The 15,310-nt window shown below is 72.2% G+C and carries 13 protein-coding genes; 11 read left to right on the forward strand and 2 right to left on the reverse strand.

The window, feature by feature from the left end; genetic code table 11:
* Positions 1–45: 45 nt before the first annotated feature.
* From tkt to ACFFJB_RS11425, 10 genes are all read left to right on the forward strand, one after another.
* On the forward strand, positions 46–2,031 hold the full coding sequence (gene tkt / locus ACFFJB_RS11380) for a transketolase (RefSeq protein ID WP_376831477.1): 1,986 nt from the start codon (positions 46–48) through the stop codon (positions 2,029–2,031).
* Between the two features lie 287 nt (positions 2,032–2,318).
* Positions 2,319–3,326 carry a type I glyceraldehyde-3-phosphate dehydrogenase gene (gene gap / locus ACFFJB_RS11385; protein ID WP_376831478.1) on the forward strand — a complete coding sequence of 336 codons (1,008 nt, stop codon included), beginning with the start codon at positions 2,319–2,321 and terminating at the stop codon, positions 3,324–3,326.
* 150 nt (positions 3,327–3,476) lie between these two features.
* On the forward strand, positions 3,477–3,902 hold the full coding sequence (locus ACFFJB_RS11390) for a hypothetical protein (RefSeq protein WP_376831479.1): 426 nt from the start codon (positions 3,477–3,479) through the stop codon (positions 3,900–3,902).
* A 30-nt stretch (positions 3,903–3,932) separates the two neighbouring features.
* Entirely contained in the window at positions 3,933–5,126 is a 1,194-nt protein-coding gene (locus ACFFJB_RS11395) for a phosphoglycerate kinase (RefSeq protein WP_376831480.1), read from the forward strand.
* 208 nt (positions 5,127–5,334) lie between these two features.
* A complete protein-coding gene (locus tag ACFFJB_RS11400; RefSeq protein WP_376831481.1) occupies positions 5,335–6,351 on the forward strand; it encodes a class I fructose-bisphosphate aldolase in 1,017 nt (338 codons plus the stop codon).
* Between the two features lie 310 nt (positions 6,352–6,661).
* Positions 6,662–7,288, forward strand: a complete 627-nt coding sequence (locus tag ACFFJB_RS11405) for a thiamine phosphate synthase (protein WP_376831482.1) — start codon at positions 6,662–6,664, stop codon at positions 7,286–7,288.
* The gene (locus ACFFJB_RS11410) at positions 7,285–8,499 is read left to right on the forward strand and encodes a tetratricopeptide repeat protein (protein WP_376831483.1); all 1,215 of its coding nucleotides are present in this window, start codon (positions 7,285–7,287) and stop codon (positions 8,497–8,499) included. The genes ACFFJB_RS11405 and ACFFJB_RS11410 overlap by 4 nt, the downstream gene beginning before the upstream one ends.
* 318 nt (positions 8,500–8,817) lie before the next feature.
* The gene (locus ACFFJB_RS11415; protein ID WP_376831484.1) at positions 8,818–9,636 is read left to right on the forward strand and encodes an inositol monophosphatase family protein; all 819 of its coding nucleotides are present in this window, start codon (positions 8,818–8,820) and stop codon (positions 9,634–9,636) included.
* A gap of 314 nt (positions 9,637–9,950) precedes the next feature.
* Positions 9,951–10,940: a flagellar motor protein MotA gene (locus ACFFJB_RS11420; RefSeq protein WP_376831485.1), complete on the forward strand. Its 990-nt coding sequence runs from the start codon at positions 9,951–9,953 to the stop codon at positions 10,938–10,940.
* On the forward strand, positions 10,940–11,962 hold the full coding sequence (locus tag ACFFJB_RS11425) for a peptidoglycan -binding protein (RefSeq protein ID WP_376832666.1): 1,023 nt from the start codon (positions 10,940–10,942) through the stop codon (positions 11,960–11,962). Before ACFFJB_RS11420 ends, ACFFJB_RS11425 begins: the two co-directional genes overlap by 1 nt.
* Here ACFFJB_RS11425 and ACFFJB_RS11430 read toward each other — a convergent pair.
* Complete coding sequence (locus ACFFJB_RS11430; protein WP_376831486.1) at positions 11,949–13,814, reverse strand: ABC transporter transmembrane domain-containing protein; 1,866 nt, start codon at positions 13,812–13,814, stop codon at positions 11,949–11,951. The two genes, ACFFJB_RS11425 and ACFFJB_RS11430, sit on opposite strands and share 14 nt — an antisense overlap.
* A gap of 353 nt (positions 13,815–14,167) precedes the next feature.
* Here ACFFJB_RS11430 and rpmE point away from each other — a divergent pair, with 353 nt between their 5' ends.
* On the forward strand, positions 14,168–14,398 hold the full coding sequence (gene rpmE / locus ACFFJB_RS11435; RefSeq protein ID WP_376831487.1) for a 50S ribosomal protein L31: 231 nt from the start codon (positions 14,168–14,170) through the stop codon (positions 14,396–14,398).
* 168 nt (positions 14,399–14,566) lie between these two features.
* Here the strand turns inward: rpmE and ACFFJB_RS11440 are convergent, their stop codons facing one another.
* Entirely contained in the window at positions 14,567–15,157 is a 591-nt protein-coding gene (locus ACFFJB_RS11440; RefSeq protein WP_376831488.1) for a DUF1465 family protein, read from the reverse strand.
* Between the last annotated feature and the right edge of the window lie 153 nt (positions 15,158–15,310).

Below are 15,310 nucleotides of genomic sequence, written 5' to 3' on the forward strand. Positions count from 1 at the left end.
CAGCAAGCGGCGCGTTCCGCCATCCAGCCGCAACCGGACGTCCAGATGACCAATCTCGTTGAACACCGTCGCCTTGCGAACGCCGTACGCGCGCTTTCCATGGATGCCGTGGAAAAGGCGAAATCCGGCCACCCCGGCCTGCCCATGGGGGCGGCCGACGTCGCCACCGTGCTGTTTACGCGCTACCTGAAGTTCGATCCCAGGGCGCCGCGCTGGGCTGACCGTGACCGCTTCATCCTGTCGGCCGGCCACGGCTCCATGCTGCTGTATGCGCTGCTGTACCTCACCGGCTACGACAGCGTGACGCTGGACGACATCAGGAATTTCCGCCAGCTGCACTCCACCACGCCCGGCCATCCGGAGAATTTCGTCACCGCCGGCGTCGAGACCACCACCGGCCCGCTCGGCCAGGGCATCGCCACCGCCGTGGGCTTCGCGCTCGCCGAGCGCATGCTGGCCGCCGAATACGGCGAGGAGCTCGTCAATCACTACACCTATGTGCTGGCCTCTGACGGCGACCTGATGGAGGGCGTCAGCCAGGAGGCCATCGCCCTGGCCGGCCACCTGAAGCTGGCGAAGCTGATCGTTTTCCACGACGACAACGGCATCTCCATCGACGGCCCGCTGTCGCTGGCCGACTCGGTGGACCAGGTGAAGCGCTTCGAGGCCGCCGGCTGGAACGCCATGCGCATCGACGGCCATGATCCGGACGCCATCGCCGCCGCCATCGAGGCGGCGCAGAAGTCCGACCGGCCGACGCTGATCGCCTGCAGGACGGTGATCGGCTACGGCTCGCCGAACCGCGCCGGCACCTCCAAGGCCCACGGCGAGCCGCTGGGCGCCGAGGAGCTGGCCGCCGCCAAGGCTCAGCTCGGCTGGGAGTACGGCCCGTTTGAGGTGCCGGACGACATCCTCGGCGCCTGGCGCGCCGCCGGCGCCCGCGGCGCCGCCGCCCACGCCGCCTGGCGCGAGCGCTTCGCCGCCCAGCCGGAGGCCCGCCGCGCCGAGTTCGAACGGCGCATGAACCATGTGCCCCCGGCCGGGCTCGACACGGCCATCGACGGCCTCAAGCGCAACCTGATCGCCAGCCCGCAGACCGTGGCCACCCGCAAGGCCAGCGAGATCGCGCTGGAGGTGGTGACGCTGGCCGTGCCGGAGCTGGTGCTGGGCTCCGCCGACCTGACGCCCTCCAACAACACCAAGACGAAGAACCTGAAGGAAATCAGCCCCGGCGACTACGCCGGCCGCTACATCCACTACGGCATCCGCGAGCACGGCATGGCCGCGGCCATGAACGGCCTCGCCCTGCACGGCGGCTTCCGGCCGGCCGGCGCCACCTTCTTCGTCTTCACCGACTACTGCCGGCCGTCGATCCGCCTGTCGGCGCTGTGCGGCGTTCCCGTCATCTACGTGATGACCCATGACTCGATCGGCCTCGGCGAGGACGGTCCGACGCACCAGCCGGTGGAGCATCTGGCGGCGCTGCGCGCCATGCCCAACCTGGCGGTGTTCCGCCCGGCCGACGCGGTGGAGACGGCGGAAGCCTGGCAGATCGCCATCCAGCGCACCACGGGGCCGACCATGCTGGCCCTGTCGCGCCAGAACCTGCCGCAGGTGCGCCGCGACCATGTGGGCGAGAACCTTTCCGTCCGCGGCGCCTATGAGCTGGCGCCGGCGGAGGGCAAGGCCGAGGCCACCATCTTCGCCTCCGGCTCGGAGGTTGAGCTGGCGCTCGCCGCCCGCGAGCAGCTGAAGGAGAAGGGCGTCGCCGCCCGCGTCGTCTCGGTGCCGTCGCTGGACGTGTTCCTCGCGCAGCCCGAGGAGGTGCGCCGCGCCGTCATCGGCGACGCGCCGGTGCGCGTGGCGGTGGAGGCCGGCGTGCGCTTCGGCTGGGACGCCGTGATCGGCGAGGACGGCGGCTTCGTCGGCATGAGCAGCTTCGGCGCCAGCGCGCCATACAAGGACGTGTACAAACACTTCGGCATCACGGCGGAAGCCGTGGTGGACGCGGTGCTGAAGCGTCGCGCGTGAGTTCGCAAACGGCCGCCTGACGCGGCCGTTTTGCTGTTTCCGCCCGCCCGGCGCAGCCGGCAGGCGGGAGGCCCGCGCCGCGGGCCGCACATTCGCCGGCGGCGGCCACGACGGAGGAGGCCCGTGCGGGTCCGCGCGCGGACCGTCCGGCCGGCGGCGGAACCGGGCGCGTCGCGCCTGCATGGAGCCGGGCTCCTGCGCCGCCCGGCGCCGGGGCCGGGGGGCCTCCCGACAATACGCCCGGAGCGAGGCTCTGGAGCGAAACGACTGGACGAGGAGTAAATTTGATGACGGTTCGCGTTGCCATTAACGGTTTCGGACGCATCGGCCGCAACGTGCTGCGCGCCATCGTTGAGTCTGGCCGCACTGACGTCGAGGTCGTGTCGATCAACGATCTGGGCCCGGTCGAAACCAACGCGCACCTGCTGCGCTATGACTCGGTGCACGGCAGGTTCCCCGCCGACGTGAAGGTTGAGGGCGACGCCATCGTCATTAACGGCAAGGCCATCAAGGTCACCGCCGTGCGCGACCCGGCCGAGCTGCCCCACGCGGCGCTGAACGTCGACATCGCCTTCGAGTGCACCGGCATCTTCACCTCGAAGGACAAGGCCTCGGCCCACCTGAAAGCCGGCGCGAAGCGCGTGCTGGTCTCGGCCCCGGCCGACGGCGCCGATCTCACGGTGGTCTACGGCGTCAATCACGACAGGCTGACCGGGGACCACATCGTCGTCTCCAACGCTTCGTGCACGACGAACTGCCTCGCCCCGGTCGCCAAGGTCCTGAACGACGCCGTCGGCATCGAGAAGGGCTTCATGACCACCATCCACTCCTACACCAACGACCAGCCGTCGCTGGACCAGATGCACAAGGACCTGTACCGCGCCCGCGCGGCGGCCCTGTCGATGATCCCGACCTCCACCGGCGCGGCCAAGGCCGTGGGTCTGGTGCTGCCGGAGCTGAACGGCAAGCTGGACGGCACCTCGGTGCGCGTGCCCACCCCGAACGTCTCGGTGGTTGACTTCAAGTTCCTGGCCAGGCGCAACACCACCGCCGCCGAGATCAACGAGGCCATCAAGGCCGCCGCCAACGGTCCGCTCAAGGGCGTGCTGGCCTACACCGAGGAGCCGAACGTCTCCATCGACTTCAACCATCACCCGGCCTCGTCGGTGTTCCACATCGACCAGACCAAGGTCATGGACGGCAACTTCGTGCGCGTGATGTCCTGGTACGACAACGAGTGGGGCTTCTCCAACCGCATGTCGGACACCGCCGTCGCCATGGCGAAGTTCCTCTGAGGAACGTGCCGCCGGCGCGCCATGACGGCTGCGCCGGCCCCTTTCCGGCGGAGCTGCGCGCCATCGCCACGCCGCGGGCGCCCCGCCGCTCCGTCGCGGTCGCGCCGCCGCGCGCCTGGCGGCGGCGACCGGCCGGCTCCTGCAAGAAACATGACGCGCGAGGAGGAGAGCATGGGCGCCAGCGCCACGAACCGTGTCGAACCGGAAGCTCCCGCCATCCCTGCCGGATCCGCCGCCGCGACGAAGCCAGACGGCGCCGCCGTCCCGGCCGCAGCCTCCGGCCCCTCCCCTGCCCCCGCCGCCAGCGCCGAACAGCTGGCGCGCATTGAGGACAAGCTCGCCCGCATCGAGGAGAAGCTCGCCCGGTCCGAGGCGCAGATCCTGCGCATGGAGGACCGCGTCGAGCATTTCTCCGCCGCCGCCGCCGGCCTCGCCAGCCAGGAAGCCGTGGACCGCGCCAATGCGCGCCTGCGCCTGCTGCCCGGTTTTCCCTCGCTGATCGTCGCCGCCATTCTCGCGGGCGTCATCGCCGCGGCGCTCATCGCGCTGGTGCAGCGCGCCGGCCTGGCCGCATGACGTTCACACACCACGTCCAGGATTTCACCCATGAGTTTCCGCACGCTTGATGACGTCAACCTCGCCGGCAGGCGCGTGCTGCTGCGCGTTGACCTGAACGTGCCGGTCGAGAACGGCCGCGTCACCGACGCCACCCGCATCGACCGCGTCCTGCCGACGATCCGCGAGATCGCCGCCGTCGGCGGCAAGGTGATCCTGCTCGCGCATTTCGGCCGCCCCAAGGGCCAGCGCAGCGAGAAGGACAGCCTGAAGCCCGTGGCCGCGGCGCTGCAGGAGCGCCTCGGCCAGCCGGTGGCCTTCGCCGGCGACTGCGTCGGCCCCGCCGCCGCCGAAGCGGTGGCGAAGCTGGCCGACGGCCAGGTGCTGCTGCTGGAGAACACCCGCTTCCACGCCGGCGAGGAGAAGAATGATCCGGAGTTCGTGAAGGCGCTGGCGGCCAACGGCGACGTTTACGTCAACGACGCCTTTTCCGCCGCCCACCGCGCCCACGCCTCCACCGAAGGCCTCGCCCACGTGCTGCCGGCCTGCGCCGGCCGCGCCATGCAGGCGGAGCTGGACGCGCTGACCGCCGCGCTGGAGAAGCCGAAGCGGCCGATCGTGGCCGTGGTCGGCGGCGCCAAGGTCTCCACCAAGATCGACCTGCTGGAGAACCTGGCGCGCAAGGTGGACGCGCTCATCATCGGCGGCGGCATGGCCAACACCTTCCTGCTCGCCCAGGGCAAGGCCGTGGGCAAGTCGCTGGCCGAGAAGGACCTCACCGGCACCGCCCTGCGCATCCTCGCGGCGGCGGAGCAGGCCGGCTGCGCCATCGTGCTGCCGGTCGACGCCGTGGTGGCGAAGGAATTCGCCGCCAACGCCCCGTCCCGCGTCTGCGACGTGGACGTCATCCCTGAGGACGGCATGATCCTCGACGTCGGCCCGAAGTCCATGGAGCGCGTGCGCGAGGTGATCGACGGCGCCGCCACCCTGGTGTGGAACGGCCCGTTCGGCGCCTTCGAGATCCCGCCCTTCGACGCGGGCACGGTGACGGCGGCCCGCCATGCGGCGGCGCGCACCAAAGCCGGCGCGCTGATGTCGGTGGCCGGCGGCGGCGACACGGTTGCGGCGCTCAACCACGCCGGCGTGGCCGACGACTTCAGCTACGTCTCCACCGCGGGCGGCGCCTTCCTGGAGTGGCTGGAAGGCAAGCTGCTGCCGGGCGTCGAGGCCCTGCGCAAGGCCTGAGCCGCCGCCACGCCGGAGCCCGTCGCGGGCTTCCGGCCGGCCAGGGCGGCCCCGGGCGCGGCGTTCCCAAACGTGAAGTTGCGGCGTCCGGGCAAGGTTTGTATGGAGCGTCGTGCAGCCGGCGCTTCGCCCCTTTTTTCAGGCTGCCGCCGGTCTCCGCTTTGTTCCGGGCGGCGACGCGGCCTGAAGAATTTTCCGGAGGAATGACATGAATCTCGCTGAACTGAACAAGGTCGCGGAAGCGATGGTTGCGCCCGGCAAGGGCATCCTCGCCGCGGACGAAAGCTCCGGCACCATCAAGAAGCGCTTCGACGCCATCGGCGTGGAGTCGACGGAGGAGAACCGCCGCGACTACCGCGAGCTGCTGTTCCGCGCGACCGAGGCGATGAGCAACTACATCTCCGGCGTCATCCTCTATGACGAGACCATCCGCCAGAACGCCAAGGACGGCACGCCGCTGGTGCGCCTGATCGAGCAGACCGGCGCCATTCCGGGCATCAAGGTCGACACCGGCGCCAAGCCGCTGCCCTTCTGCCCCGGCGAGACCGTCACCGAGGGTCTGGACGGCCTGCGCGAGCGCCTCAACGAGTACTACAGGCTCGGCGCCCGCTTCGCCAAATGGCGCGCGGTGATCGACATCGGCCCCGGCATCCCCAGCCGCAACTGCATCGTCGCCAACGCCCAGGCGCTGGCCCGCTACGCCGCGCTCTGCCAGGAAGCCCAGATCGTGCCGATCGTCGAGCCGGAAGTGCTCATGGACGGCGACCACACCATCGGGCGCTGCGCCGAGGTCACCGAGGCCACCCTGCGCGAGGTGTTCTACCAGCTCGGCCTCGCCGGCGTCGCCCTTGAGGGCATCGTGCTGAAGCCGAACATGATCGTGCCCGGCAAGAAGTGCCCGACCCAGGCTTCGGTCGAGCAGGTCGCCGTGGAGACCATCAAGGTGCTGAAGCGCGTGGTGCCGGCGGCGGTTCCGGGCATCGCCTACCTCTCCGGCGGCCAGAGCGACGTCGACGCCACCGCCCACCTCGACGCCATGAACAGGATCGGCGGCTTCCCCTGGAAGATGACCTTCAGCTACGGCCGCGCCCTGCAGGCCGCGCCGCAGAAGGCCTGGTCCGGCAAGCCCGAGAACGTGCCGGCCGCCCAGAAGGCCTTCCTGCACCGCGCCCGCATGAACGGCCTCGCCTCGAAGGGCGAGTGGAGCCGCGACCTCGAGGGCTGACGGCGCCTTGCGCCCGGCATGCCGGCCCGCGCCGCCTCGGCGCGGGCCTTTTTCTTTCCGGCCGGCGCTGCGCCCTTCCGGGCGCGGCTTGCCGGCCGGCGCCGCCTCAGCCTAAATGGGCAGGGACGCGCCGGCGCGTCGCGCGCCAAATTTCGCCCTGATTTGCGTCCATGCATGGGGCGGAGCACGCCCTGCCGCCGCGGCGCGGTCCGGCGGATCCCGGAGCGCGCGGGCGCGGCGGCCCGGCGCGGCTGGCGGCCCGCCCGTAATCCGTTTCTCCATTGCGCAAGGGCGCCGGACCTGTCGATTGATGTCGGACAAAGCTCGCCTCTACCTCATCACGCCCGTGGTGTCTGATCCGGAAGCCTTCGCGCCGCGGCTCGCCGCCGCCTGCGCCGCCGGCGACGTGGCGGCCCTGCTGCTGCGCCTTGCGCCCGCGGACGAGCGCACGCTGATCCGGCGCGTCAAGGCGCTGGCCCCCGTCGCCCAGCAGCACGACGTGGCGGTGCTGGTGGACGCCCCGCCGGTGGTGGCCTCGCGCGGCGGCGCCGACGGCGCCCACCTGCACGCCCCCGACGCCGAAACCATCGGGGAAGCGGTCTCGGCCCTGCAGCCGGAGCGCATCGTCGGCGTCTCGGGGCTGAGGCTGCGCCACGACGCCATGGCCGCTGGCGAGGCCAATGTGGATTACCTGATGTTCGGCGATCCGGCCGGCGGCGGCGATTTCGAGACCACCCGCGAATGGGCGCAGTGGTGGGCGACGCTGTTCGCCACGCCCTGCGTCGCCTGCGCCGGCGCGCCGGAGGAAGTGGGGCCGCTGGCGGCCACCGGCGCGGAGTTCGTGGCGCTCGGCCACTGGGCGTTTGAGGGCGACGTGACCGCCAGCGTGCGGGCGGCGCTGCAGACGATCGCAGAGACGGAGGTTCCGGCGGCATGAATTTTCGCGGCGTTTCCGATCGCGCCGGACGCCTCGCGCTGGCCGGCGCGCTGGTGATCGCCGCCGGCTGGAGCGGCGGTCCGGCCCTGGCCCAGCCGGCGCGCCAGACGCCGGAAGGCGTGGAGGTGCCGGTGCTGCCGGAGGGCCCGCTGCGCATGCCGCGGCCGTCGCTGCAGCCCGGCCAGCCCGGAGCGCCGGCATTCGCACAGCCTCAGGAGGAGCCCGCGCCCACCCGCGGCGAGCGCTTCATTCCCGGCCCCATCCTGCAGAACGCCGTGGACGCGGGTCTCAACGAAACCCGCGAGGCGGAGAAGAACGGCGGCCACCGGCCGGCGGCGAAGGCCGGCGGGGCCGCGCCGCCCGGCGCCGACCTCGCCTTCGGCGCCTTCCAGCGCGGCTATTTCCTCACCGCGGTCCGCGAGGCCGAGGCGCGCATCCGCGCCAACCCGCGCGACGGCGCCGCCGCCACCCTGCTCGGCGCGCTGTACGAGCAGGGGCTGGGGCCGCATCTGGACCTGGCGAAGGCGGCCGAATGGTACCGCCGCGGCGCCGAAGCCGGCGACCCGGCCGCGACCTTCGCCCTCGCCATGATGCTCCTGCAGGGCCGCGGCGTGGACCAGAACGCGGCCGAAGGGCGGAAGCTGCTGGAGAAGGCCGCCGCCGCCGGCTATTCCCAGGCGTGCTACAACCTCGCCCTGCTGCGCCTGAACGAGGGCGATCCGAAATCCGACGAGGCGGCGGTGGCGCTGCTGCGCCAGGCGGCCCGCCAGGAGCTGCCGGAGGCGCAGTATCTGCTGGCCACGCTCTACCGGCAGGGCCGCGGCGTCATCGCCGACGACATCCGCGCCACCGCGCTGCTGCGCCGCGCCGGCGCCAACGGGCTGCTGGCGGCGGAGATCGAATACGCGATCGCGCTGTTCAACGGCAACGGCGTGCACAAGGACGAAAAGGGCGCGGCGCGGCTGTTCCTGAAGGCGGCGCTGCTGGGCAACGCCTTGGCCCAGAACCGCCTGGCGCGGCTGCTGGCGGTGGGCCGCGGCGTGGAGCGCAACCTGGTGGAGGCGGCCGGCTGGCATCTGGTGGCGGCCGGCCAGGGGCTGGCCGATCCGTGGCTGGACGAGACGCTGAAGCGGCTGACCCCGGCCGAGCGCGCCCGCGCCGAGGCCTTCGCCGCGGCCCATCGCGAGCCGCTGCTGTTCCCGCCCTCATGAGCCGCCGCCAGGGCCGGCCCGAGGCTTGACGCCCCGGCCGCCGCGGGGCACATGAATGACGTTGGCGCCGTTGCGGCGCGCTGCTTTCGCGGGGGCTCGTCGCAGCCCCTTTTTGCATCCCGCCAGCAGGCGCGTCGCGCCCGCCGGATGCGCCCGCGACGGGCGCGCGTCCTGCGCGCCCCGGGCGCGTGCGGCGGCGAAGGCAGCCCGCCGGAAGCCTCCGGCGCGACATGACGAGTTTCCGAAGGAGCCGCGTCCGGCTGGCGGGCGCGGCGTTCCGGCATTGAATGAGGCGCGCGCGCGCGCAGAGGCGACCCGATGATCCGATCCCCCCTCATGACTGTCATGACCGACGCCGTGGCCAAGGCGGCGCGGTCGCTGCGGCGCGATTTCGGCGAAGTGGAGCAGCTGCAGGTGTCCCGCAAGGGCCCGGCCGATTTTGTCTCGGCCGCGGACCGCAACGCCGAGGAAATCCTGCGCGCCGCCCTGCAGAAGGCCCGCCCGGACTACGGCTTCGTGCTGGAGGAGGGCGGCGTGATCGAAGGCGCCGACCGCTCGCACCGCTGGCACGTGGACCCGCTCGACGGCACCACCAACTTCCTGCACGGCCTGCCGCATTTCGCCATTTCCGTCGGCCTTGAGCGCGACGGCCAGCCGGTGGCCGGCGTGGTTTACAACCCGATCGCTGACGAGTGGTTCATCGCCGAGCGCGGCAAGGGCGCCTTCCTCAACAACCGCCGCATCCGCGTGGCGACGCGCCAGTCGCTGGACCAGGCGCTGCTGCTGTGCGGCGTCCCGCACATTGGCCGCGGCGACCACGAGCGCTTCCTGCGCGAGCTGTCGCACATGATGGTGAACTTCGCCGGCATCCGCCGCCAGGGCTCGGCGGCGCTGGACCTGTGCTATGTGGCCGCCGGCCGCGCCGACGCCTTCTGGGAGCGCGACCTCAAGTCCTGGGACATGATGGCGGGCCTGTGCATTCTGCGCGAGGCCGGCGGCTTCTACTCCGACGCCGACGGCGGCGCCGATCCCTGCGCCTCCGGCAGCATCGCCTGCGGCAATGACTTCATGCACCGCGAGCTGCTGAAGATCCTGCGCCGGGCCAACCCGGCCTCCGCCGCCGCCAGGAAAGGGTGATCCGGCGTGATCCTCCGGCAGGGCTGGCCTGCGCAGGAGCGGGCCAGACCGGAGCCCGGACGCCCGCCTTTCCGGCGCCCCGGCGCCCCCGCCCGCGCGGGGGCTTTTTTTCGCCGGTGACGCCGGCCCCTCGCAGGAAAAACCGTCTGCGCCCGCATTGGCGGGTCGCGCAGAGGCGCGCGCCATGATTACATCTGCGTGACACCCGCAGATCAGGACGCCGGGCGCAGCCCTGGCGTCCGTGTGGAGGCTCAAGCGTTATGGACGGCGACGCGCAGACCATAGTCCGGCCCCCCCGCGTCCATCTGGCGCGGATGGCGGCGTTTCTGGTTCTCGCCGGCTTTCTGGCCTGGATCCTCCAGCAGCCGCTGCGAACCGCCTTTCTCAACAATCCCGGCCTCAACGGCCTGATCATCGTCTGCCTCGCCGTCGGCGTCATCCTGGCGCTGGCCCAGGTGATCCGGCTGTATGGGGCGTCGGTATGGGTCAACCGGCGCTGGGCGGCGCGGACCAGGGACGGCCTGGTCCGCGCCGGAGACGATCCGCCGTCGCTGATGCGGCCGGTGGCGGCCATGCTCGCCGGCGGCCGGGCCGCGCTCAACCCCACGCTGATGCGGGTGATTCTCGACTCGGTGGCCCTGCGCCTCGACGACGCCCGCGACATCCTGCGCTATCTCGCCGGGCTGCTGGTGTTTCTCGGCCTGCTCGGCACGTTCTGGGGCCTGCTGGACACGGTGAGTTCGGTGGGCGGCGTCATCCGCTCGCTGCGCGGCGGCGCCGACGCCGGCGTGATGCTGGACGAGCTCAAGACCGGCCTCTCCGCGCCGCTCTCGGGCATGGGCATATCGTTTTCATCCTCGCTGTTCGGTCTCGCCGGCTCGCTGGTGCTCGGCTTTCTCGACCTGCAGCTCGGCCAGGCCCAGGGCCGGTTCTACAACGGCCTGGAGGAATGGCTGGCCCATGGCCTCGCCGGCTCCCCGGTCGATGAAACCGGCGCCCCCGCCCCGGCCCTGCTGGCGGAGCTGGGGCGGCTCAACGGCGCCATCGCCACGGCGGCGACCGCCCTCGCCACCGAGGCCCGCAACCTCACCCGCCAGGGCGAGGCGGTCGAGGCGGCCGCCCGCCAGGCGGCGACGCCCGATCCGGCGATAGCCCGCCTCGCCGACGGCATCGCCGACCTCGTGCAGAACATGCGGCGCGAGCAGCAGCTGATCCGCGACTGGGTGGAGGCGCAGGCCGACCAGCAGCGCCGCCTGCAGGCCGCCATCGACCGGCTCAACCGCCTGCGGGAAGGGGGTGAGTGATGGGCCTGCTGGCGCGCGGACGCCGCGAACGCCGTTCGCCGGACTACTGGCCGGGCTTCGTGGACGCCCTGTCCACGCTGGTGCTGGCGGTGGTGTTCATGCTGTCGCTGTTCGCCGTGCTGCAGTACTACCTGGGGCAGGAGCTGCTGGGTAAGGACTCCGCCCTCACCCGCCTCAACCGCCAGATCTCCGGGCTCAGCGAGCTGCTGGCGCTGGAGCGGGCCCGCAGCCGCAGCCAGAGCCTGGAGCTGGACCAGCTGCGCAGCTCCCTCGCCGCGATGGAGACCGAGAAACGGCGCCTGCAGCAGCAGGCCGACAGCCACGCCGCCGCCGCCGGGCGGCTGGGAACCGTCAGCGACGAGCTGGACGCGCAGAAACGCATCTCCGACCGCGCCCTCTCCCAGGTGGAGCTGCTGAACCAGCAGGTGGCCGCGCTGCGCCGCCAGCTGGCGGCGCTGGAGGAGGCGCTGGCCGCCTCCGAGGCGCGCGACCGCGAGGCCCAGGCGCGCATCGCCGACCTCGGCGGCCGCCTCAACGTCGCCCTCGCCCAGAAGGTGCAGGAGCTGGCGCGCTACCGCTCCGACTTCTTCGGCCGCCTGCGCCAGATCCTCGGCGACCGCGACGACATCCGCGTCGTCGGGGACCGCTTCATCTTCCAGTCCGAGGTGCTGTTCGACACCGGCTCGGCCACGCTGAGCGAGCGCGGCCGCGCCGAGCTGGACAAGATCGCCAGCGCCATCCGCGAGCTTTCCAGGGTGATTCCGGCCGACATTCCCTGGGTGCTGCGCGTGGACGGTCACACCGACGACCGGCCGCTGTCAGGGGCCGGGCAATTCAGGAACAACTGGGAGCTGTCCGCCGCCCGCGCCATCGCCGTGGTGCAGTATCTCATCAGCCGCGGGGCGCCGCCGCAGCGCCTGCTGGCCGCCGGCTTCGCCGAATACCAGCCGCTGGAGCCGGGCGACAGCGACGCGGCGCGCGCCCGCAACCGCCGCATCGAGCTGAAGCTCACCGAACGCTGACGGCCGCCGCCGGCGCGTCCACGGTCCCGTCGCCGTCCGCCTGGCCGAACTGCAGCTTCGCCAGGCGCGCATAGAGACCGCCGGCGGCGACCAGGCTGGCGTGGGTTCCCTGCTCCACCAGCACGCCGCCGTCCATCACCAGGATGCGGTCGGCGGAGAGCACGGTGGCGAGGCGGTGCGCCACCACCAGGGTGGTGCGGCTGGTCATCAGCCGGTCGAAGGCCTCCTGCACGAGGCGCTCGCTTTCGGCGTCGAGAGCGGACGTCGCCTCGTCCAGCAGCAGGATGGGCGCGTCCTTCAGCACCGCGCGGGCGATGGCGAGACGCTGGCGCTGGCCGCCGGACAGGGTGACGCCGCGCTCGCCGACCAGGGTGTCATAGCCTTGCGGCAGGGCGCTGATGAAACCGTCGGCGGCGGCGAAGGCGGCGGCCCGGCGCACCTCGGCGTCGCTGGCGTCCGGCCGGCCGTAACGGATGTTGTCGGCGACCGAGGCGCCGAAAATCACCGGATCCTGCGCCACTAGGGCAAAGCGCCTGCGCCAGTCCGCCGGGGCGACGGCGCGGGCGTCGACGCCGTCCACCCGCACGGCGCCGCTGTCCGGGTCATAGAAACGCAGCGCCAGCTGGATGATGGTGCTCTTGCCGGCGCCGGAGGGGCCGACGATGGCGATGCGCTCGCCCGGCGCCGCCGTAAAGCTGAGGTCGTGCAGCGCCTTCGTCTCGCGCCGCCCCGGATAGGCGAAGGACACCCGCTCGAAGGCGAGCGCCCCGCGCGCCGGCTCCGGCATGGGCAGCGGCCGCGCCGGCGCGACGATGCGCGGGCGCGTGGCCAGCAGCTCGCCCAGCCGCCCCGCCGCGCCGCTGGCCTGGACGATCTCCGCCCACACCTGGCTGAGCTCGCCCAGCGCGCTGGCGGCCAGCACCGCGAACAGCAGGAACTGCGACAGGCGCCCCATGGTCATGCCGCCGGCGAGCACGCCGCGCGCTCCCAGCCACAACACCGCCACCACGCTGGCGCTGACGAGGAAAATGGCGAAGCCGGTGAGCAGCGCCCGTGCGAAGGTGGCGTCGCGGGCGGCGACGAAGGCCTGCTCCGAAGCGGCCTCAAAGTGGCCGGCGGTGGCCTGTTCGGCGCCGAACGCCTGCATGGTGCGCGCCGCGCCCAGCGCCTCCACGGCGTAGGCGGAGGCGTCGGCGAGGCGGTCCTGCGCGGCGCGCGAGCGGCGGCTGACGCCGCGGCCGGAGAAGATCAGCGGCAGCACGACCAGCGGGATGACGCCCAGCACCACCAGCGACAGGCGCGGGCTGGTGATCACCATCATCGTCACCGCGCCGACGAACATGAACAGGTTGCGCAGCGCCACCGAGGCGCTGGCGCCAAAAGCCGCCTTGATCTGGGTGGTGTCGGCGGTGAGTCGCGACACCAGCTCGCCGCTGCGCACCGAGTCGTAGAAGCTGGCGTCAAGGGTGGTGAGGTGGCGGAACACGGCGGCGCGCACGTCGGCGACAATGCGCTCGCCCAGGGTCATCACCAAGTAGTAACGGCAGGCGCTGGCCACGGCGAGCGCCAGCGCCACCAGGCCAAGACCGACGAAATAGACGCCGACGTCGCTGCGGCCGGCGGCGAAACCGCGGTCCACCAGCAGGCGCACCGCCACCGGCAGGGCCAGGGTGGCGCCGGCGGCCACGGTGAGCGCCGCCAGCGCCGCCGCCATGCGGCCGCGGTAACGGCGGGCGAACGGCCACAACGCCCTGAGCGCGCCAGGATCGAAGCGGCGGGAACGGGAGGGCGCCGCGCCGTCCGCCTGCGCCCGGGCGCCGGCGGACGCTTCGCCCGCAATGTCGTTGCTCATGCCTTTTCCTGCCGGGCGAAGCCCATCGCCACCGGCCCCCGCCGGCCCCGGCGGCATCCTGCAGCGGCAGCACCCCCGGCGGGAATGCGCGGCGCCTGCGGCCTGCGGACGCGCCTGACCCAGGACGAACCATGCGCCCGGACCTTGAGGGCGATGGCCTATACAGCGCAATACGGCCGCGGGCGCAACCCGCGCCGCGGCGGCCGCCGCGCGCTTTTTTCCCGGCTTCGCCGCGGCGCCGGCGTCTGACGGCTTGTCATCCCCGTCCCGGCAGGATATAGCAGCGCAACTTCCGGATCCTTCCAGAATGCATTTGCCTGCCCTGTTGTCGGGCGGGGCATGAGGACGCGCTTATGAAGCCTGACATCCATCCCGATTACCACACCATCAAGGTTGTGATGACCAACGGAACGGAGTTCGTCACCCGTTCGACCTGGGGCTCCGAGGGCGACACGATGAACCTCGACATCGACCCCTCCTCGCATCCGGCGTGGACCGGCGGCGCCCAGCAGCTCGTTGACCGCGGCGGCCGCGTGTCGCGCTTCAACAGCAAGTTCGGCGGCCTCAGCTTCGGCAAGAAGTAAGCCGCGCAGGAGCTGTCGCGAAAGACCCCGGCCCCGGCCGGGGTTTTTTGTTGCGCCTGCGCCCGCCGGCAGGCCGGCGGCCCATGCGACGGCGCCCCGGCGCGCGGCGCGGCCGGGGCGGAAGACGCGACAGGCAGAAATCGTGGCTGCGGCCCGGGGAAAGCCGCCTCAGGCGCCGGCCAGCATGTCCGCCGGCGGCTGGCCGTTGCCGTTGACCGCCGGCGGCGCGACGAGACCGCGCGGCTCGCGCCGCGCCGCCGGCAGCGGCGGGCGGGCGCTGAAGGCGGCGCGCAGCAGGCTGAGCTCGCGCCGCACCGGCGAGGGGCGCGGCGCGTCCAGCACCTCGCTGGCGTCAATGTGCAGCACGCGCAGCTCGAGCCGCGCCGCCGCGGCGATCAGCTCGCCGAGACGCTCCGGCAGGATGGCGACCGTCTCCAGCGTCGGCGTGGGCTCCACATGAGCCATGCTCTTGCGGCGCTCCGCGTCGGCCTCCTCCGGCGTCATGTCGCCGTCCGCGACGGCGCGGCGCAGGATCAGCCAGCTCATCAGCCGCATCAGGCGCGTGGTCAGGCGCATGCTTTCCCGGGCGTAGGCGCAGGCCGCCTCCGCGCCGAGCATGGCGGCGTCGCGGCGTCCCTCGCCGTCGAGATAGTCCGCGGTCTCTTCAACCAGCCGGTTGGCTTCGGCGAAAAGCTCTACGAAAGCCTGGGTCGTTGCGTAACGCGCGCCGAACGGCACGGGCGTGACTTCAGCTGACATGTCTGGCTTGTCCCCGGGAAAGCAGTTGTGCGGGGCCCTCCGGCGCGCCTGCGGGCGCGCCTGGAAACCCGTTAACAAGATTTAACCTTCCGTATGGCGACCGCCAGCTTTACCGGACGTTAAGCTTAACAGACGGTTTCACGGGACGGCGGC

It is taken from the genome of Camelimonas abortus, assembly GCF_042432745.1.
GTDB lineage: Bacteria > Pseudomonadota > Alphaproteobacteria > Rhizobiales > Beijerinckiaceae > Camelimonas > Camelimonas abortus.

Bases quoted from the DNA above. Each gene is read 5' to 3' on its own strand.
- tkt (WP_376831477.1), top strand. From the start codon at position 46: ATGACCAATCTCGTTGAACACCGTCGCCTTGCGAACGCCGTACGCGCG.
- gap (WP_376831478.1), top strand. From the start codon at position 2,319: ATGACGGTTCGCGTTGCCATTAACGGTTTCGGACGCATCGGCCGCAAC.
- ACFFJB_RS11390 (WP_376831479.1), top strand. From the start codon at position 3,477: ATGACGCGCGAGGAGGAGAGCATGGGCGCCAGCGCCACGAACCGTGTC.
- ACFFJB_RS11395 (WP_376831480.1), top strand. From the start codon at position 3,933: ATGAGTTTCCGCACGCTTGATGACGTCAACCTCGCCGGCAGGCGCGTG.
- ACFFJB_RS11400 (WP_376831481.1), top strand. From the start codon at position 5,335: ATGAATCTCGCTGAACTGAACAAGGTCGCGGAAGCGATGGTTGCGCCC.
- ACFFJB_RS11405 (WP_376831482.1), top strand. From the start codon at position 6,662: ATGTCGGACAAAGCTCGCCTCTACCTCATCACGCCCGTGGTGTCTGAT.
- ACFFJB_RS11410 (WP_376831483.1), top strand. From the start codon at position 7,285: ATGAATTTTCGCGGCGTTTCCGATCGCGCCGGACGCCTCGCGCTGGCC.
- ACFFJB_RS11415 (WP_376831484.1), top strand. From the start codon at position 8,818: ATGATCCGATCCCCCCTCATGACTGTCATGACCGACGCCGTGGCCAAG.
- ACFFJB_RS11420 (WP_376831485.1), top strand. From the start codon at position 9,951: ATGGCGGCGTTTCTGGTTCTCGCCGGCTTTCTGGCCTGGATCCTCCAG.
- ACFFJB_RS11425 (WP_376832666.1), top strand. From the start codon at position 10,940: ATGGGCCTGCTGGCGCGCGGACGCCGCGAACGCCGTTCGCCGGACTAC.
- ACFFJB_RS11430 (WP_376831486.1), bottom strand. From the start codon at position 13,814: ATGAGCAACGACATTGCGGGCGAAGCGTCCGCCGGCGCCCGGGCGCAG.
- rpmE (WP_376831487.1), top strand. From the start codon at position 14,168: ATGAAGCCTGACATCCATCCCGATTACCACACCATCAAGGTTGTGATG.
- ACFFJB_RS11440 (WP_376831488.1), bottom strand. From the start codon at position 15,157: ATGTCAGCTGAAGTCACGCCCGTGCCGTTCGGCGCGCGTTACGCAACG.